We start from the raw sequence: 13,947 nt of genomic DNA on the forward strand, positions 1-13,947 counted from the left end.
GGTCGTTCGCCGGTCTGTTAGCCTGTTCGGAGAGCCCGCGCAACGCGCGGCACGGTCGAAACCCGCGCGCGGTCAGAGCCCGCTTTGCGCATCCAGTGCCCGGATCGCCTCGGCCCGTTTGCGCAGGTCGTCGGCGCGCGACAGTTCGGCCTCGGTCGGGTCCTCGGCGGCTTTCAGCGTGGCGGTGTCCTTCAGGATCGGGCCCAGTGGCACGAGATCCGGCCAGTCGGTGCCCGCGACCTTCGGCGCACCGCGCTGCGAGGCCGCCGGCGGCCCGCAGGCGGCAAGCGCCAGCAGGCCGAGGGCAAGGGCGGAAAAGCGCAGGACGGTCATCGGATCCCCCGGTCGGACAGCCGGCGCAGCATAGGCTCCGCCGCAGGGGGCGGCAAGGCAGGCTCCGTCGCCAAGGGGGCGCCGCCCGGTCGCGCGTCAGCTCGACGCGCTGTAGCTGACCTGCGAGGCGAAGCGGGGCGCGGTGGTAATGAAGTAGTCGTAGTCGATGTCGTTGATGCCGATGTTGAAGGTCGGGTCGTAGTCCATGTGGGTCTCGACCAGCACCAGCGTCTCGCCCTCCAGCAGGTTGGGGATCCGCGCGGCCTCCTTGGCGATGCTCGTGTCGGTCTGCACGGTGGTGGTGCCGCCGACGGCATAGGACCAGTTCACCCGGTAGGCCTTCTTCGTGCTGTCGTAATAGACCGAGGTGACGCGCAGCGTCGTCGGCCGCGTCGCGCGCGACACGTAGTCGAAGAGCGACTTCATGTTGGCGATGTACTTGGGGCCCACGCTCGAGGTCTCGCGCGAGATCATGTCGGCGACGGTGTAGGTGGCGCGCAGGTTCACGGTATGGGTGCGGAAGGCGTCGAAGAACTGGACGCACATGATCCAGACCCAGAGCCAGACGGGCAGGATCAGGCAGGCCTCGACAGTCATCGAGCCGGACTCGTCACGACGGAAGCGGTAGAGGCGGCGCAGAAGCGACGGGCGGCGGTGGGTCATGCTCGGTCCTCAGCCCTGCGGCTCGACCACGAAGGCCGAGACCGCGGTCAGCGCGTAATAGCCGTTGCGGTCCTTCGCGAGGTCGAGTCCCAGCCCGACACCCGGCAGGATCGGGCGGAAGGTCGCGCAGGCGCGCACCAGCATCATCTGGTTCTCCTTGCCCTGCACGAAGGTGACAGAGGGCGTGACTGAGGCCGCGCGGTCCACGCAGGGCGCCGCCGCCGAAGGCAGGCTCGCGCCCTTGGCGATCTGGGTCATTTCGACGACCAGAGACGTGTTGCAATCTGACAGCGCGATGACCGAGTTGCAGATGCGCGTGCGCAGCAGGTCCTGCGTCACTGTCGGCCAGGTGTTGATCCTGAGGTCGCGCACCGCGATGTCGACGCCGCGATCGAGCATCACCTGGCGCATCATCAGCGTGCCGGTTTCGGCCATCGAGCAGAGCACCAGCATGAACACCGGGAAGACGATGCAGAACTCGACGGTGGCGGTGCCGGCCTCGTCGCGCAGCCGCGCGCGCAAGCCACGCAGAAGACGTCGGATCATTGCGTCAGCCTCAGCATGCGGATCGAGTTGGCGATGCCGGCGAAGGCGGTGGCGATGTCGGTGCCCGAGCTTTCGTAATAATAGGCCGGCGCCGAGACGCAGTCCTTCAGCGCGGCCTGCCCGGCGGGGCCGGCCCCGAAGGCGATCGCGAAGATCTTGGTGCCGGCGTCCTTGGCCTTGGTGCAGACCGAGCTGAGCCGCGAGTCCTTGGCGGCGTTGTCGGACGAGTCGACCGCGGCGGACATGAAGGCAGCCGCCGTCATCCCCGAGGCCTTTGCGGCGTAGGTCTTGGCGAAGTAGTCGACGTTCCAGTTCTGCCAGACCTGCGGCCAGGTCATCGTCACGGAGTTGCTGACGCTGGTCCACTTCGAGTTCGCGAAATCGTAGTACTTGTTCGAACTGCGGCTGGAGTCGTACCAGTAATAGTTGGTCGTGGTGACGCCCTTGCTGGTGGTCTGGTTGTAGACCATGTTCGAGTTGCCCGAACGGTAGTTCTTCAGCCGGAAGGTGTAGGTGTTCTCGCCGTCGGTCATCAGAACCATGATCTTGAGCGTGTCGTTGCTCTTGTAGGCGGTCGGATGGTCCGTGAGCGACTTGTCGACGGTGCCGGCGGTGACCATTTTGTTCAGCGCCGGGCGGATTGCGGGATCCAGCAGCGCCAGCCCCCATTTCGCACCGATCTCGATCGCGGTGTCGCCCTCGGCGGTCAGGGCATTGATCTTGTCGATCAGGGTCTGCTGGTTCTGCGAGAAGGCCAGCACCGGCGAGATCGGGGTCGTGTCGTAGCCGAAGCATTCACGCAGGTAGGGCGCTGCGTAGCTCGAGGGGTGGTAGGCCGCGGGGCGCACGTCGGCATAGGCGGTGCGCGCCAAGGTCTCGGTCGGCGTGATCGCGACGCTATTGAAGTCCGAACCGATAAAATCGACGCAGTTCGACATCGTGTGCTCGGTCGTCAGCGTCATCTTGGCGGCAAGGGCAGAGCTGATGTTCACCTGCTCGGCATAGGGCACGATCGAGATCATCAGGTTGCCTCCGGTGCCGCCGGCGCCCGAGACGTTGGTGAACATCGTCTTCACGAACTGCACCGCGGCCGGCTTCAGCAGGGTCAGCTTGTAGACGTATTTGCCGCTGGCGCTGTCGTAGACCTTCATGCTGTCGTTCGCCATCGAGCCAGAGACGTCCAGCACCATCGAGATCTCGACGTTGCCGATCGATTCCTGCGCGACCGCGCTGCTCGGCGCTTCGAGCGAGTAGACCCCGGTATGGCGCAGGAACCAGGTGTCGGTCTTCACGTCGACCGTGCCCGAGACCTTTTTCCATTCGTTCAGCGTGCCGTAGCTGGCCGCCGCGACAGGCTTGAAGCGCGAGATGCCGGCCTTGGCGAAATAGTCGTTGAGCACGTCCTGCGGCTTGGTGGTGTTGCTGAGGTCGGCCGCAGCGAGGACCGCGCGGTCGAGCGTCGCCACCGCGGTGGTGCGCTCGGCCTCGAAATGGATCACGTCGAGCGCCAGCCCGCACAGCAGGATCACCATGGTCAGCATGATGATCCCGAAGATCAGGATCGAGCCGCTCTCGTCGCGGCGGAACCGGCGCAGGCGCACGGCGGCGCGCTTCGTCCGCATCGACATCACGCCGCGACCACCGGGTTTCATGCTCATCGACTCATCTCCGCCGTTCTGCGCGCCTTGCGGCCCGACAGCGCCATAAACAGCGGGATGGGGGCGGATTTATGGCGTCTCCGCGACGCTCGCCGCGCCTTTGGCGGACCGCCTCGCGGCAGGCGGCGGCAGGTGCATCCCAAGGTTGCCGCAGCGGCCGCCGACATGGGCCCTGCGCGGTCCGGCTGGCGGCGAAACGCGCGCGGGGCTAGCCTGAGCCCATCATCCAGGGAGGGAGGAACCTGATGAGCCTTGCCGGAGAACCGAGCTTCCGCGAATCCGTCGACCTGATGTTCAACCGCGCGGTCAGGGTCATGGGCCTGTCGCCGGGGCTCGAGGAGAAGATCCGCGTCTGCAACTCGTGCTACACCGTGCGCTTCGGCGTGCGGCTGCGCGGCGACATCCACACTTTCACCGGCTATCGCGCGGTGCATTCCGAACATGCGGAGCCGGTGAAGGGCGGCATCCGCTACGCGATGAGCGTGAACCAGGACGAGGTCGAGGCGCTGGCGGCGCTGATGACCTACAAATGCGCGCTGGTCGAGACGCCCTTCGGCGGCTCGAAGGGCGGGCTGCGCATCGACCCCTCGAAATGGGAGGAGGACGAGCTGGAACGCATCACCCGCCGCTTCGCCTACGAGCTGATCAAGCGCGACCTGATCAATCCCAGCCAGAACGTCCCCGCCCCCGACATGGGCACGTCCGAGCGCGAGATGGCCTGGATCGTCGACCAGTACCAGCGGATGAACACCACCGACATCAACGCGCTGGCCTGCGTCACCGGCAAGCCGCTGCACCAGGGCGGCATCGCCGGCCGGGTCGAGGCGACGGGCCGCGGGCTGCAATACGCGCTGCGCGAGTTCTTCCGCCATCCCGAGGACGTGGCCCGCGCGGGCCTTTCGGGCGGGCTCGAGGGCAAGCGCGCGATCGTGCAGGGCCTGGGCAACGTCGGCTATCACACCGCGAAGTTCCTGACCGAAGAGGACGGCGTCCGGTTGCTCGCGATCATCGAGCGCGACGGGGCGATCTTCTCGGCCGAGGGGCTGGACGTAGAGGCGGTGCGCGACTGGATCCGGCTGAACGGGGGCGTGAAGGGCTTCCCCGGCGCGACCTTCTCGGCCGACGGGCCGGGGATGCTGGAGACCGACTGCGACATCCTGATCCCCGCGGCGATGGAGGGGGTCATCAACCTTGGCAACGCGGCCCGGCTGAAGGCGCCGCTGATTCTCGAGGCGGCGAACGGGCCGATCACCGCCGGGGCCGACGAGGCGCTGCGCGAAAAGGGCGTGGTGGTGATTCCCGACATGTTCGCCAATGCCGGCGGGGTCACGGTCTCGTATTTCGAGTGGGTCAAGAACCTCGGCCACATCGGCTTCGGGCGGATGGAACGGCGCCAGGAAGAGGCCCGGCACAAGCTGCTGATCGACGAGCTGGAACGTCTGTCGGCCGATCAGGACCTGGGCTGGACGCTGTCGCCCCGCTTCAAGCACCGCTATCTGAAGGGCGCCGACGAGCTAGAACTGGTGCGATCCGGCCTCGATGACACGATGCGTGGGGCCTACCAGCAGATGCGCGTGCTGTGGCACGACCGGCCCGAAATCACCGACCTGCGCATGGCCGCCTATGTTGTCGCGATCGACCGGATTGCGAAATCATACAAATCAAAAGGACTTTAAAAGCGGAGAATTTGCGGCGTCCGGGCGGATTCCCTGTGACCGCCCGGACTCCGGCGCAAGTCCGCCGCAAACCGGCCATAATTTTCTTAACAACTTGTAGCTGTCCGGAGGGACCAAGCAAACAGTTCGAGTTGTCGGGGAAGAGTTATGAGCAAATCCCGAAAGATCACGGGTCGACAGATCGCGGCGCAGGCGCGCGACGAGGAGGGAAGTGCAACGATCGAGGCCGTCCTGTGGATGCCGATCCTGCTCTTCCTGTTCATGCTGGCCGCGAACGCCTGTCTGGCGTTCTTCGCGCACAGCCAGATGATGCGCGTCCTGCAGGACGTGAACCGCTCGATGTCGGTCGGGCGCATCGCCTCGGCCAGCGAAGCCGAGCAGACGGTGCGCGACATGCTGCCCGACTTCGCGGACGAGCTGACGGTCGAGACGACGGTGAGCAACGGCATCATCGAAACCATCGCCTCGCTGCCGGTGAGCGCGGTGATCACCTTCCACTCTCTCGACGGCTGGATCGGCAATGCCGCCATCACGGTGAGGAGCTACCAGTATGCAGAGCTCTGATCGTCGCCCCGCCCCGCTGGCCGCCTTCGCCCGCCACGAGGACGGTGCCATCACCGCCTTCGCGATCTTCACCGTGGTCTGCCTGTGCATGATGCTGGGCATCGCCGTCGATGCCGGCAACGCCTATCGCCAGCGCACCCAGCTTCAGGTCGCCACCGACGTGGCCGCCCATGCCGCGATCTACATCCGCGAGACCAGCACCCAGAGCGACGCCACCTCGAAGGCGGTGGCGATCGCCCACGACACGATGGCGGTCGAGGACGATCTCGACCCGACGCTGACCTCGGCCGATGTCACCTTCGGCACCTGGGACGAGACCACCCGCACCTTCACCGCCAACAGCGCCTCGCGCAGTGCCGTCCGCGTGTCCGCCGGCCGCACCGAAGAGCGCGAGAACCCGGTGTCGACCTTCATGCTGCGGCTGGCGGGCGTCGACATCTGGAACGTCTCGGCCTCGACCGTGGCCGAGACCTACCGCCCGACCTGCCTGCGCGAGGGCTTCGTCGCCGAGGGCGTCGTCGACATCCAGTCGAACAACACCTTCGTGAACGGGTTCTGCATGCACTCGAACACCTATGTGTCGCTGAACCAGAACAACACCTTCGAGGCCGGGACCATCGTCTCGATGCCGCATCTCGACGATCTCGACGTCCCGAACTCGGGGATGGAGAAGAACGACGGTCTGGAAGAGGCGCTGCGCGAAAGCTTCTACAACATCCGCATCCTGTCGCGGGTCGGCGGGATCATCGACGGCATCGCCAATCTGTCGGCAGACTACCTGCCCGACTACATCACCAACACGACCGTGGTCACCCTCACCTCGAAATCGCCGACGGTGACCGATTTCGTCGCCGGCAAGATGTACCGGCTCGCCTGCTCGGGCAACAAGGTGACGATCTCGACGAACGGCGCCGCGACCACGGTGAGCAAGGTGGTGATCATGGCCTCCTGCCCCGTCACTTTCGCGCAGGGCGTGGCGCTGGAAGATGTCGTTTTCACCAACACTTCGACCGACGCCAAGTCCTTCAACGCCCCTTCGGGCGTGCGGCTGGGCAAGGACGACGGCTGCGCCGCGGGTGGCGGCGCCCAGCTGGTGACCATGGGCGGGGTCAACTTCGCCGCCGCCATGCAGATGTACGGCAGCCAGATCCTCGCGCTGGGCACCGTCGAGTTCGCGGCGAATGCCGACGGGATCGAGGGCGCCTCGATCGTCAGCCGCGACGGCATCGACGGCACCTCGAACATGACCATGGGCTATTGCGGCTCTGGCATGGAGGACAATTTCGAGGCCGACTACTTCCGGATCGTGCAGTAGAGGGAACCCGCCGGCGGACCCCCGTCCTGGGGGTTCCGGGATTGAACCGCCGCAGGGGCGCGCTTAAACCCGTGAGGGGGCGCCGCCTGCTGCGGCCGTGCCCGGAAGACTGACGATAGGGTCCCGCATGGCTGTCCGCCTCTACCACTTCCCGCTTTCGCCCTTCTGCCGCAAGGTGCGCCTGACCCTTGCCGAGAAGCGCATCGAGGTGGAGCTGATCGAGGAACGCTACTGGGAGCCGAGCAACGACTTCCTGCGCCGCAACCCGGCCGGCAAGGTGCCGGTGCTGCGCTGGGACAGCCGGGTGATGTCGGAAAGCCAGGCGATCTGCGAATGGCTGGACGAGACCCAGGGCGCGCCGCAGCTGCTGCCCCGCGACCCCGACCAGCGGTTCGAGGTCCGCAGGCTCTGCGCCTGGTTCGACGACAAGTTCCACGAGGATGTCACCTCGAAGCTGCTCTACGAGCGGGTGAACAAGAAGGTGATGGGCCTCGGCTATCCGGATTCGAAGAACGTCAAGTTCGGCGCGACCCGGATCAAGTACCACATCGACTACATGGCCTGGCTGCTGGAAACCCGTCGCTGGCTTGCCGGCAACGACATGACCCTGGCCGATTTCGCCGCGGCCGCGCATCTGAGCTGCCTCGACTACATCTCGGACGTCGACTGGAACCGCCAGCCCGCGGTGCGCGACTGGTATGCGAAGATAAAGTCGCGGCCCTCGTTCCGCTCGCTGCTGGCCGACCAGGTGCCGGGCTTCCCGCCGCCCGCGCATTATGCCGATCTCGACTTCTGATCTGCGCGACCGCCTCGCCGCCCGCGCGGTCGAGGAGGGCTTCACCGCCATCGGCCTGTGCGATCCGGGCGCGATCCCCGGCGCCGCCGCGCGGTTGGCCGCCTTCGTGGCCGAGGGCCGGCACGGGCAGATGGGCTGGATGGCCGAGCGGATGGAATGGCGCGGCGATCCGACCGCGCTCTGGCCCGAGGCGCGCACGGTGATCATGCTGGCCGAGGCCTATACGCCGGGGCATGACCCGCTGGCGGTGCTGTCACGGCCCGAGGCGGGGGCGGTCAGCGTCTATGCGCAGGGCAAGGATTACCACGACCTCGTCAAGAAGCGGCTGAAGCGGCTGGGGCGCTGGCTGATCGACGCCGCGGGGCCCGAGACGCAGATCAAGGTCTTCGTCGACACCGCCCCGGTGATGGAAAAGCCGCTCGCGCAGGCCGCGGGGCTGGGCTGGCAGGGCAAGCACACCAACCTGCTGGGCCGCGGCATCGGCAACTGGGTGTTCCTTGGCGCGATCTTCACCACGCTCGACCTGCCGAAGGACGCGCCCGAGCCCGAGCGCTGCGGCAGCTGTACCGCCTGCCTCGACGCCTGCCCGACCAAGGCGTTTCCGGCGCCCTTCCAGCTCGATGCGCGGCGCTGCATCTCGTATCTGACGATCGAGCATCGCGGGCCGGTGGACCCTGACCTGCGGCCGCTGATGGGCAACCGGATCTATGGCTGCGACGATTGCCTGGCGGTCTGTCCCTGGAACAAGTTCGCGCAAGAGGCGCGCGAGATCGGCTATGCCCCGCGCGTGCCCGAGGCGCCGCTGCTGGCAGAGCTTGCGGCGCTGGACGACGCGGGGTTCCGCGCGCGTTTTGCCGGCAGCCCGATCAAGCGGATCGGGCGCGACCGGATGGTGCGCAACGTGCTGTACGCGATCGGGAATTCCGGCCTGCGCGGCTTGCGCCCCGCAGCCGAGGCCCTGACCGCCGACCCGGACGAGACGGTGGCAGAGGCCGCCGCCTGGGCGCTGGCGCGCCTGCCCTAGCCCTTCTTGCGGATCGCCGCGTCGAAGGCCTGCACCCCGTCCTTCAGCGCCAGCAGGTCCGCAGGCGGCATCTGCGACTGCTCGAGCACGCAGCGCGCCATCGCCCCCGCCTTGTGATAGAGCGCCCGGCCCTTGTCGCTGAGCGTGATCCGCACCTGCCGCTCGTCCTCGGGGTCGCGGGCGCGGGTCAGAAGCCCCGCCGCCTCCATCCGCTTCAGGAGCGGCGTCAACGTGTTCGATTCAAGCCGCATCGCCTGGCCCAGGTCCGACACCGTGCGCCCGTCGCGCTCCCACAGCGCGGTCAGCACAAGGAACTGCGGATAGGTCAGCCCCATCTCGTCCAGCACCGGCTTGTAGAGGTGCTGAACGGCATGCGCGGCGGAATAAAGTGCGAAGCACAGCATTCCGTCCAGCGGTGGCACATAGTTCGAATAGTCTTCTTCCATGAGGCCAAGATAAATCGCGCGCGATCTAATCGCAAGAGATTGACATTCTCCCGACGAGTCGGCTATTCAGTCGCACACGATCTAATCGCAAGCGATCAAGGAAGCCTGCCATGACCACCGCGCCCCTCTACACCACCAAGGCCCATGTCACCGGCGGTCGCGACGGGCGCGGCGTCACCTCGGACGGCAGGCTTTCCGTGCGTTTGACCCCGCCGCGGGAACTCGGTGGCTCGGGCGAGGGCACCAATCCCGAGCAGCTGTTCGGGGTCGGTTACGCCGCCTGCTTCCTCAGCGCGCTGAAGCTGGTCGCCGGCCAGCAGAAGATCCCCCTGCCGCCCGAAACCGCGATCGACGTCTCGACCACGATCGGCAAGCGCGAGGACGGCGGCTTCCAGCTGTCGGTCGAACTCGGCGTGTTCCTGCCGGGTGTCAGCGCCGAGGATGCCGAGGACCTGTTCTTCAGAACCCACGCCGTCTGCCCTTATACGCACGCCACCAAGGGAAACATCCCGGTGGTGACCAGACTGGTGTGATGCCGCAGGCGCAATGCCGCGGCGCAGGGCGACCCGGTGGTCAGCGGGTCGCCCTGACCCTATCCTGAGGGAGCCCGCCCTGGACGCGGGTGCAACCCGAAGGAGGCCCTGATGAGCCGACATCTCGTGGACAAGCGCAGCCCCAGCGATGGCGGGCGCATGAAACATTTCGTCGCCGCCGAGCGGCGCAGCGGACCTGAAGGGTCCCACCCGGCCGTGATGACGAAGCTGCGCGAGCCGAAGCTGGTCGCCGGCGGCACGCGTCGGATGAAAGAGTTCCTGCGCATCGCGCGCGGACATACGGTCTGACCGGATCGACGACCGGTCTACGGCACGCCCGAGGGGACCGGGCAAGGGGGGGCGGTGGAGTGGGGCCACCGCCCCTTCTCCAATCCGCCCCTGTCCCGTTCAGACGGCAAGCCGGCCGTTCGGGGCCTTTTCGTCGCCGGTCTCGCGCTGGCCGTCGTCACCGCGCACCTCGTCCCCTTCAGGGCCCAGGGGCGCGGGCTTCTCGCCACCCAGGAAGTTGCCCAGGCGCTCGAGCCCCGGAATGTGGTCGCACAGCACCCGCATCACCACCAGCATCGGCACCGCGACGATCATCCCCGCCACCGACCACAGCCAGGCCCAGAGCGCGATGGTGATGAAGACCACCACCGTGTTCATCTCGAGCCGGCGCGAGACGAAGTAGGGCGTTACCAGCTGCCCCTCGATCGACGAGAGCAGCACGTAGGTCCCGCCCACCATCAGCGGCGTCACGAAGCCCGGCATCGAGACCAGCGCGATGATCGTCGCGACCACCGCCCCGGCGCCAAGGCCGATGTAGGGGATATAGTTCAGCAGGAAGGCCGCGATACCGATCACGATCGGTGCAGGCATCCCCCAGAGCCACATCGCGGTGCCGATCGCCACGCCAAGGCCTGCGTTGATGATGGTGATGGTGCCAAGATAGCTGCCCAGGCTCGCCTCGATCTCGCGCAGCGCCGAATAGGCGCGGCGCTTCTCGCCCATCATGTCGAAGCTCTGCACGATCTTGAGGTAGAGAAGATCGCCCGAGGCCAGCAGGAAGAACAGCAGGAGCAGCACGAACATCAGCTGCCCGGCCAGCGCCGGGGTCGAGCTGAGCACCATCAGCAGGATGTTGGTGCTGTCCACCGGCACGAGGTCGTTCATCGTCTGCTTGGCATTGTCCGCGCGCCTTTCGCGGGCCGAGCGCTCGTCGGGCGGCGGCTCTTCGCCGGCCTTGGCGTCGGGCGCCGGGGCGGGCTCGCCCTTGGCCTCGGCGGGCAGGGACGAGGCGACATCCGGCGGCGGCGGCGGCGCCTCGCCCTTGGCGGCGTTGTCGATCTTCTCCTGCATGTCGCGGAACTTCTCGAGCTGCTTCGAGAGGCCTTGGAACTTCACCTCGAGCCGCTCGGCGATCTGCGGCGCGCCGCTGGCCATGTTGCTGGCCGGACCCGACAGCGCCACCGCGATCATCACGAGGATCGCGACCAGCCCCGCGATCACCAGCGTCGCCGTGGCGGCCGAGGGGATGCCCAACCGTTCGGCCTTGCGGCGCAGGGGGGCGAAGACGAAGAACAGCAGCACCGACATCGACAGCGGCATCAGGAAATCGCGGGCATGGGCGATCGAGCCGAAGGCCGCGATCAGGAAAAGCCCTATCACCGCCCAGCGCGGACCAAGCCTGACCTTCGGCTGCTGGAGGGGATCGTCGACGTTCGTCTGCGCATCTGCGGGCATCGCGGGCTCCTGCTCCAACCCTGCCGCAACACGCCGAGGCGGGATTTGTTTCGCGGTCCGGGGCCCCGGCGCGAAAGAATCCTCAGATCATCCGGATCGAACCCTTCTCGACCGACAGCACGTAGCCCTTGCGGGCGATGTTCTTCACCAGAAGCTCGGTCACCAGCTGGTTGCCCAGCGCATCGCGCAGACGCTTGATCCGGGTGGCCCCGGCCGCCTCGTCGCAATCGGCGGCGTCGCGGCCCGAGATCACGGCCTCGATCTGCGCGCCGGTCAGCACCTCTCCGTCCATCCGCGCCTCTGCCAGCACCGCCAGCGTCTCGATCGCCGCGGGGGTCAGCTTGAAGGTCAGGTCGTTCAGCGCCACGGCGTTTTCAGCCCGGCTGATGACCAGCGACACCACCTCGATCCCCTGGCGCTGGATGGTTCCCATCCGCCGGTTCAGCCCGAGGATCACCACCAGGAAGACCAGCGCCGCCACCAGAAGCGCGGTGGAAAAGGCCAGCAGCACGAAGATGATCATCCGATACGAGTTAAGAACCTCTGAAAACGCCGTGCCGGACTGGGCCAGAACCTCGAGCAGCCGGATCTCGGCCGGGGCGACCAGCGCGTCGTTGTCGACGAAGATCCGCTCGACCCGTTCGTTGAAGGCATTGGCGTCGGGAAGGTTGGCGAACAGCATCGCCGCCGTGATCGCAAGGATCGCGACGATGGCGGCGATCCCCACCAGAAGCACGCGGTGCGAGTGGCGCAGCTGCTCAGTAGCGGAGGAAGTATCGTCCTGCACTGGCTTTCCTTGAGTCGAGTCCTTCGGGTCCGAAGATCGACATGATACTCAGCAGCGTCCAGCCGTCACGTGCCAGACGCGGCGCCAGCGCATCGGCCGCCGCCCCGCGCGAGCCGCAGGCGCCTTCGGGGATCTGGGCCACGCCGTAATGCAGCTGCAGGGCCCCGCCCTCGCGCTTGGCCTTGTAGTCGGCATAGCAGTCGGCCCGGGCGGCACCGGCACCGGTACCGAGGGCCAGCGCAAGCAGGACGGGAAGGGCGAGGGACGCTTTCATGCCGGCGATCCTGCGCAAGACGCCGCCGCTATGCAATCGCCGGGGCACATTTCTGCCCGTGTTATCGGATAACCGGTCCCCGATATTGCCCTTCCGCGTTCACTCGTCACATCTGCTGCCATCCGCGACACCGGCCCGCCGGCGCTCGTGCTGTCCTCTTGAGGAGAAACCGATGGACATCCGTCTGCCCCGACTGAAGACCCTTGCCGCGACGCTGACCGCCGCGGCGCTCGCGTTCGGAACGGTCGCCACCCCCGTGCAGGCCGAGAACCGCGATCGCGAGATGCTCACCATCCTCGGCGGGCTCGCCGCGGCCGGCATCCTGCTGAACCAGACCCAGAACAGCCGCGGGGGCGTCACCGTCTATCAGGCCGACCGCGGCTACGGCTATCAGGGCCGCAACTACGGCTATCAGGCCGAACAGCCGCGGTTCCGCCGCGGCTATGACGATCCGCGCTATTACCGCTATGGTGCGCCGCCGGCCTATGGCTACGACCAGCCGCGCGGCAATGGCTGGGGATACGACCGCGGCTATGCCCGCGGGCATGACCGCCGCGACGACTGGCGCCATGACCAGCGCCGCGACCTGCGCAGCGACAACGGGCGCCAGCTGATCCCCTCGCGCTGCATCGGCACCGGCCGCGTCGGCGGCCGCATGGCCAATGTCGTGAACGAGGACTGCTACCGCGGCGTCTCGGGCCGCGGCTTCCCGAACGACTGCGCCGTGGACGTGCGCACCCGCCACGGCAAGAAGGAGGCCTACGGGCTGAACTGCCTGGGCCGGCTGGGCTACGACACCCGGCGCTGAGCGCCGCGACACGGCCGGATGCGCCTTGACGACTGGCGCATCCGGCGCTTTCTGGGCCCATGTCCGATGTGCCCAGCCCCCGCCGCCCGAAGCCTGCCGCCCCCACCGGCGAAAAGCCCGCGGGCCCCGATTTCCTGCACGAGACCGAGGCGATGGCCTCTGGCGCGCGCTTCGTCGCGGGCTGCGACGAGGTCGGGCGCGGGCCGCTGTGCGGGCCGGTGGTGGCCGCGGCGGTGATCCTCGATCCCGACCGGATTCCGCCGGGGCTGAACGACAGCAAGAAGCTGTCGGCCGGACGGCGGCGCGTGCTGGAAGCGCAGATCATGGAGACCGCGGTCTGGGCGGTGGGCCTGGCCACGGTCGAGGAGATCGACGAGATCAACATCCTGCGCGCCGCGCATCTGGCGATGTGCCGGGCGGTTTCGGGGCTGCTGCGGCGCCCGGACCTGGTGCTGATCGACGGCAACATGATCCCGCGCGGCTTCCCCGCCGCCGGCCTGCCGCTGGTGAAGGGCGACACCCGCTCGCTCTCGATCGCGGCGGCCTCGATCATCGCCAAGGAGCACCGCGACCGGGTCATGGTGGACCTTGCGCAACAGCATCCGGGATACGGCTGGGACCACAACGCCGGATACCCGACACGCGAGCATCTGCAGGCGCTTCTAGATTTGGGGGCCACCCCTCACCATAGAAGGTCCTTTAAGCCCGTCCACAATATCTTGTATCAAGAGGTTTCTATAACCCCTTGATTCAAAAAAGAATTTGACGGCGAATCGGCGCT

At 67.2% G+C, this 13,947-nt stretch carries 17 protein-coding genes; 9 read left to right on the top strand and 8 right to left on the bottom strand.

Annotation, left to right across the window (positions count from 1 at the left end; translation table 11 throughout):
* Nucleotides 1–72: 72 nt before the first annotated feature.
* The 4 genes from V8J36_RS18025 to V8J36_RS18040 all read right to left on the bottom strand — a co-directional run bounded on the left by V8J36_RS18025 (nt 73) and on the right by V8J36_RS18040 (nt 3,200).
* Nucleotides 73–333, bottom strand: a complete 261-nt coding sequence (locus tag V8J36_RS18025; protein ID WP_336468705.1) for a hypothetical protein — start codon at nt 331–333, stop codon at nt 73–75.
* A 96-nt stretch (nt 334–429) separates the two neighbouring features.
* Nucleotides 430–996 (bottom strand): TadE/TadG family type IV pilus assembly protein, encoded by a 567-nt coding sequence (locus V8J36_RS18030; RefSeq protein WP_336468706.1) that lies wholly within the window; start codon nt 994–996, stop codon nt 430–432.
* A 9-nt stretch (nt 997–1,005) separates the two neighbouring features.
* Nucleotides 1,006–1,542: a TadE/TadG family type IV pilus assembly protein gene (locus tag V8J36_RS18035; protein ID WP_336468707.1), complete on the bottom strand. Its 537-nt coding sequence runs from the start codon at nt 1,540–1,542 to the stop codon at nt 1,006–1,008.
* Entirely contained in the window at nt 1,539–3,200 is a 1,662-nt protein-coding gene (locus V8J36_RS18040) for a TadE/TadG family type IV pilus assembly protein (RefSeq protein ID WP_336468708.1), read from the bottom strand. Before V8J36_RS18040 ends, V8J36_RS18035 begins: the two co-directional genes overlap by 4 nt.
* Nucleotides 3,201–3,445: 245 nt before the next feature.
* Between V8J36_RS18040 and V8J36_RS18045 the strand changes: the two genes are divergently transcribed.
* The 5 genes from V8J36_RS18045 to queG all read left to right on the top strand — a co-directional run bounded on the left by V8J36_RS18045 (nt 3,446) and on the right by queG (nt 8,575).
* Nucleotides 3,446–4,876, top strand: coding sequence for a Glu/Leu/Phe/Val family dehydrogenase (locus V8J36_RS18045; RefSeq protein ID WP_336468709.1), 1,431 nt, complete (start codon nt 3,446–3,448; stop codon nt 4,874–4,876).
* A gap of 147 nt (nt 4,877–5,023) precedes the next feature.
* Nucleotides 5,024–5,440 carry a TadE/TadG family type IV pilus assembly protein gene (locus V8J36_RS18050; RefSeq protein ID WP_336468710.1) on the top strand — a complete coding sequence of 139 codons (417 nt, stop codon included), beginning with the start codon at nt 5,024–5,026 and terminating at the stop codon, nt 5,438–5,440.
* The gene (locus V8J36_RS18055) at nt 5,427–6,755 is read left to right on the top strand and encodes a pilus assembly protein TadG-related protein (protein ID WP_336468711.1); all 1,329 of its coding nucleotides are present in this window, start codon (nt 5,427–5,429) and stop codon (nt 6,753–6,755) included. The genes V8J36_RS18050 and V8J36_RS18055 overlap by 14 nt, the downstream gene beginning before the upstream one ends.
* Before the next feature lie 127 nt (nt 6,756–6,882).
* Nucleotides 6,883–7,551, top strand: coding sequence for an FtsZ-binding protein FzlA (gene fzlA / locus V8J36_RS18060; RefSeq protein ID WP_336468712.1), 669 nt, complete (start codon nt 6,883–6,885; stop codon nt 7,549–7,551).
* Nucleotides 7,532–8,575 carry a tRNA epoxyqueuosine(34) reductase QueG gene (gene queG, locus V8J36_RS18065; RefSeq protein ID WP_336468713.1) on the top strand — a complete coding sequence of 348 codons (1,044 nt, stop codon included), beginning with the start codon at nt 7,532–7,534 and terminating at the stop codon, nt 8,573–8,575. The genes fzlA and queG overlap by 20 nt, the downstream gene beginning before the upstream one ends.
* Here queG and V8J36_RS18070 read toward each other — a convergent pair.
* The gene (locus tag V8J36_RS18070; protein WP_336468714.1) at nt 8,572–9,021 is read right to left on the bottom strand and encodes a MarR family winged helix-turn-helix transcriptional regulator; all 450 of its coding nucleotides are present in this window, start codon (nt 9,019–9,021) and stop codon (nt 8,572–8,574) included. The two genes, queG and V8J36_RS18070, sit on opposite strands and share 4 nt — an antisense overlap.
* A 110-nt stretch (nt 9,022–9,131) precedes the next feature.
* On the opposite strand from V8J36_RS18070, the gene V8J36_RS18075 reads away from it, so the two are divergent.
* Complete coding sequence (locus V8J36_RS18075; protein WP_336468715.1) at nt 9,132–9,554, top strand: organic hydroperoxide resistance protein; 423 nt, start codon at nt 9,132–9,134, stop codon at nt 9,552–9,554.
* A gap of 111 nt (nt 9,555–9,665) precedes the next feature.
* Complete coding sequence (locus V8J36_RS18080) at nt 9,666–9,863, top strand: hypothetical protein (RefSeq protein WP_336468716.1); 198 nt, start codon at nt 9,666–9,668, stop codon at nt 9,861–9,863.
* 99 nt (nt 9,864–9,962) lie between these two features.
* Here V8J36_RS18080 and V8J36_RS18085 read toward each other — a convergent pair whose 3' ends face one another.
* From V8J36_RS18085 to V8J36_RS18095, 3 genes are all read right to left on the bottom strand, one after another.
* Nucleotides 9,963–11,297, bottom strand: coding sequence for an AI-2E family transporter (locus V8J36_RS18085; protein WP_336468717.1), 1,335 nt, complete (start codon nt 11,295–11,297; stop codon nt 9,963–9,965).
* An 82-nt stretch (nt 11,298–11,379) separates the two neighbouring features.
* Nucleotides 11,380–12,084: a winged helix-turn-helix domain-containing protein gene (locus tag V8J36_RS18090; protein WP_336468718.1), complete on the bottom strand. Its 705-nt coding sequence runs from the start codon at nt 12,082–12,084 to the stop codon at nt 11,380–11,382.
* Nucleotides 12,056–12,358 (bottom strand): hypothetical protein, encoded by a 303-nt coding sequence (locus V8J36_RS18095; protein ID WP_336468719.1) that lies wholly within the window; start codon nt 12,356–12,358, stop codon nt 12,056–12,058. Before V8J36_RS18095 ends, V8J36_RS18090 begins: the two co-directional genes overlap by 29 nt.
* Before the next feature lie 172 nt (nt 12,359–12,530).
* Here V8J36_RS18095 and V8J36_RS18100 point away from each other — a divergent pair, with 172 nt between their 5' ends.
* Entirely contained in the window at nt 12,531–13,166 is a 636-nt protein-coding gene (locus V8J36_RS18100; protein ID WP_336468720.1) for a hypothetical protein, read from the top strand.
* Nucleotides 13,167–13,318: 152 nt separating this feature from the next.
* On the top strand, nt 13,319–13,915 hold the full coding sequence (locus tag V8J36_RS18105) for a ribonuclease HII (protein ID WP_336468806.1): 597 nt from the start codon (nt 13,319–13,321) through the stop codon (nt 13,913–13,915).
* Nucleotides 13,916–13,947: the final 32 nt, after the last annotated feature.

Origin of the sequence: Frigidibacter sp. MR17.14, from assembly GCF_037095735.1 — a bacterium.
Classification (GTDB): Bacteria; Pseudomonadota; Alphaproteobacteria; order Rhodobacterales; family Rhodobacteraceae; genus Frigidibacter.

What these genes read in the sequence shown, in the direction of transcription:
- V8J36_RS18095 (WP_336468719.1), bottom strand. Translation starts at nt 12,358, where the DNA reads ATGAAAGCGTCCCTCGCCCTTCCCGTCCTGCTTGCGCTGGCCCTCGGT.
- V8J36_RS18100 (WP_336468720.1), top strand. Translation starts at nt 12,531, where the DNA reads ATGGACATCCGTCTGCCCCGACTGAAGACCCTTGCCGCGACGCTGACC.
- V8J36_RS18035 (WP_336468707.1), bottom strand. Translation starts at nt 1,542, where the DNA reads ATGATCCGACGTCTTCTGCGTGGCTTGCGCGCGCGGCTGCGCGACGAG.
- queG (WP_336468713.1), top strand. Translation starts at nt 7,532, where the DNA reads ATGCCGATCTCGACTTCTGATCTGCGCGACCGCCTCGCCGCCCGCGCG.
- V8J36_RS18070 (WP_336468714.1), bottom strand. Translation starts at nt 9,021, where the DNA reads ATGGAAGAAGACTATTCGAACTATGTGCCACCGCTGGACGGAATGCTG.
- V8J36_RS18025 (WP_336468705.1), bottom strand. Translation starts at nt 333, where the DNA reads ATGACCGTCCTGCGCTTTTCCGCCCTTGCCCTCGGCCTGCTGGCGCTT.
- V8J36_RS18075 (WP_336468715.1), top strand. Translation starts at nt 9,132, where the DNA reads ATGACCACCGCGCCCCTCTACACCACCAAGGCCCATGTCACCGGCGGT.
- V8J36_RS18055 (WP_336468711.1), top strand. Translation starts at nt 5,427, where the DNA reads ATGCAGAGCTCTGATCGTCGCCCCGCCCCGCTGGCCGCCTTCGCCCGC.
- V8J36_RS18040 (WP_336468708.1), bottom strand. Translation starts at nt 3,200, where the DNA reads ATGAGCATGAAACCCGGTGGTCGCGGCGTGATGTCGATGCGGACGAAG.
- fzlA (WP_336468712.1), top strand. Translation starts at nt 6,883, where the DNA reads ATGGCTGTCCGCCTCTACCACTTCCCGCTTTCGCCCTTCTGCCGCAAG.
- V8J36_RS18030 (WP_336468706.1), bottom strand. Translation starts at nt 996, where the DNA reads ATGACCCACCGCCGCCCGTCGCTTCTGCGCCGCCTCTACCGCTTCCGT.
- V8J36_RS18085 (WP_336468717.1), bottom strand. Translation starts at nt 11,297, where the DNA reads ATGCCCGCAGATGCGCAGACGAACGTCGACGATCCCCTCCAGCAGCCG.
- V8J36_RS18105 (WP_336468806.1), top strand. Translation starts at nt 13,319, where the DNA reads ATGGCCTCTGGCGCGCGCTTCGTCGCGGGCTGCGACGAGGTCGGGCGC.
- V8J36_RS18050 (WP_336468710.1), top strand. Translation starts at nt 5,024, where the DNA reads ATGAGCAAATCCCGAAAGATCACGGGTCGACAGATCGCGGCGCAGGCG.
- V8J36_RS18080 (WP_336468716.1), top strand. Translation starts at nt 9,666, where the DNA reads ATGAGCCGACATCTCGTGGACAAGCGCAGCCCCAGCGATGGCGGGCGC.
- V8J36_RS18045 (WP_336468709.1), top strand. Translation starts at nt 3,446, where the DNA reads ATGAGCCTTGCCGGAGAACCGAGCTTCCGCGAATCCGTCGACCTGATG.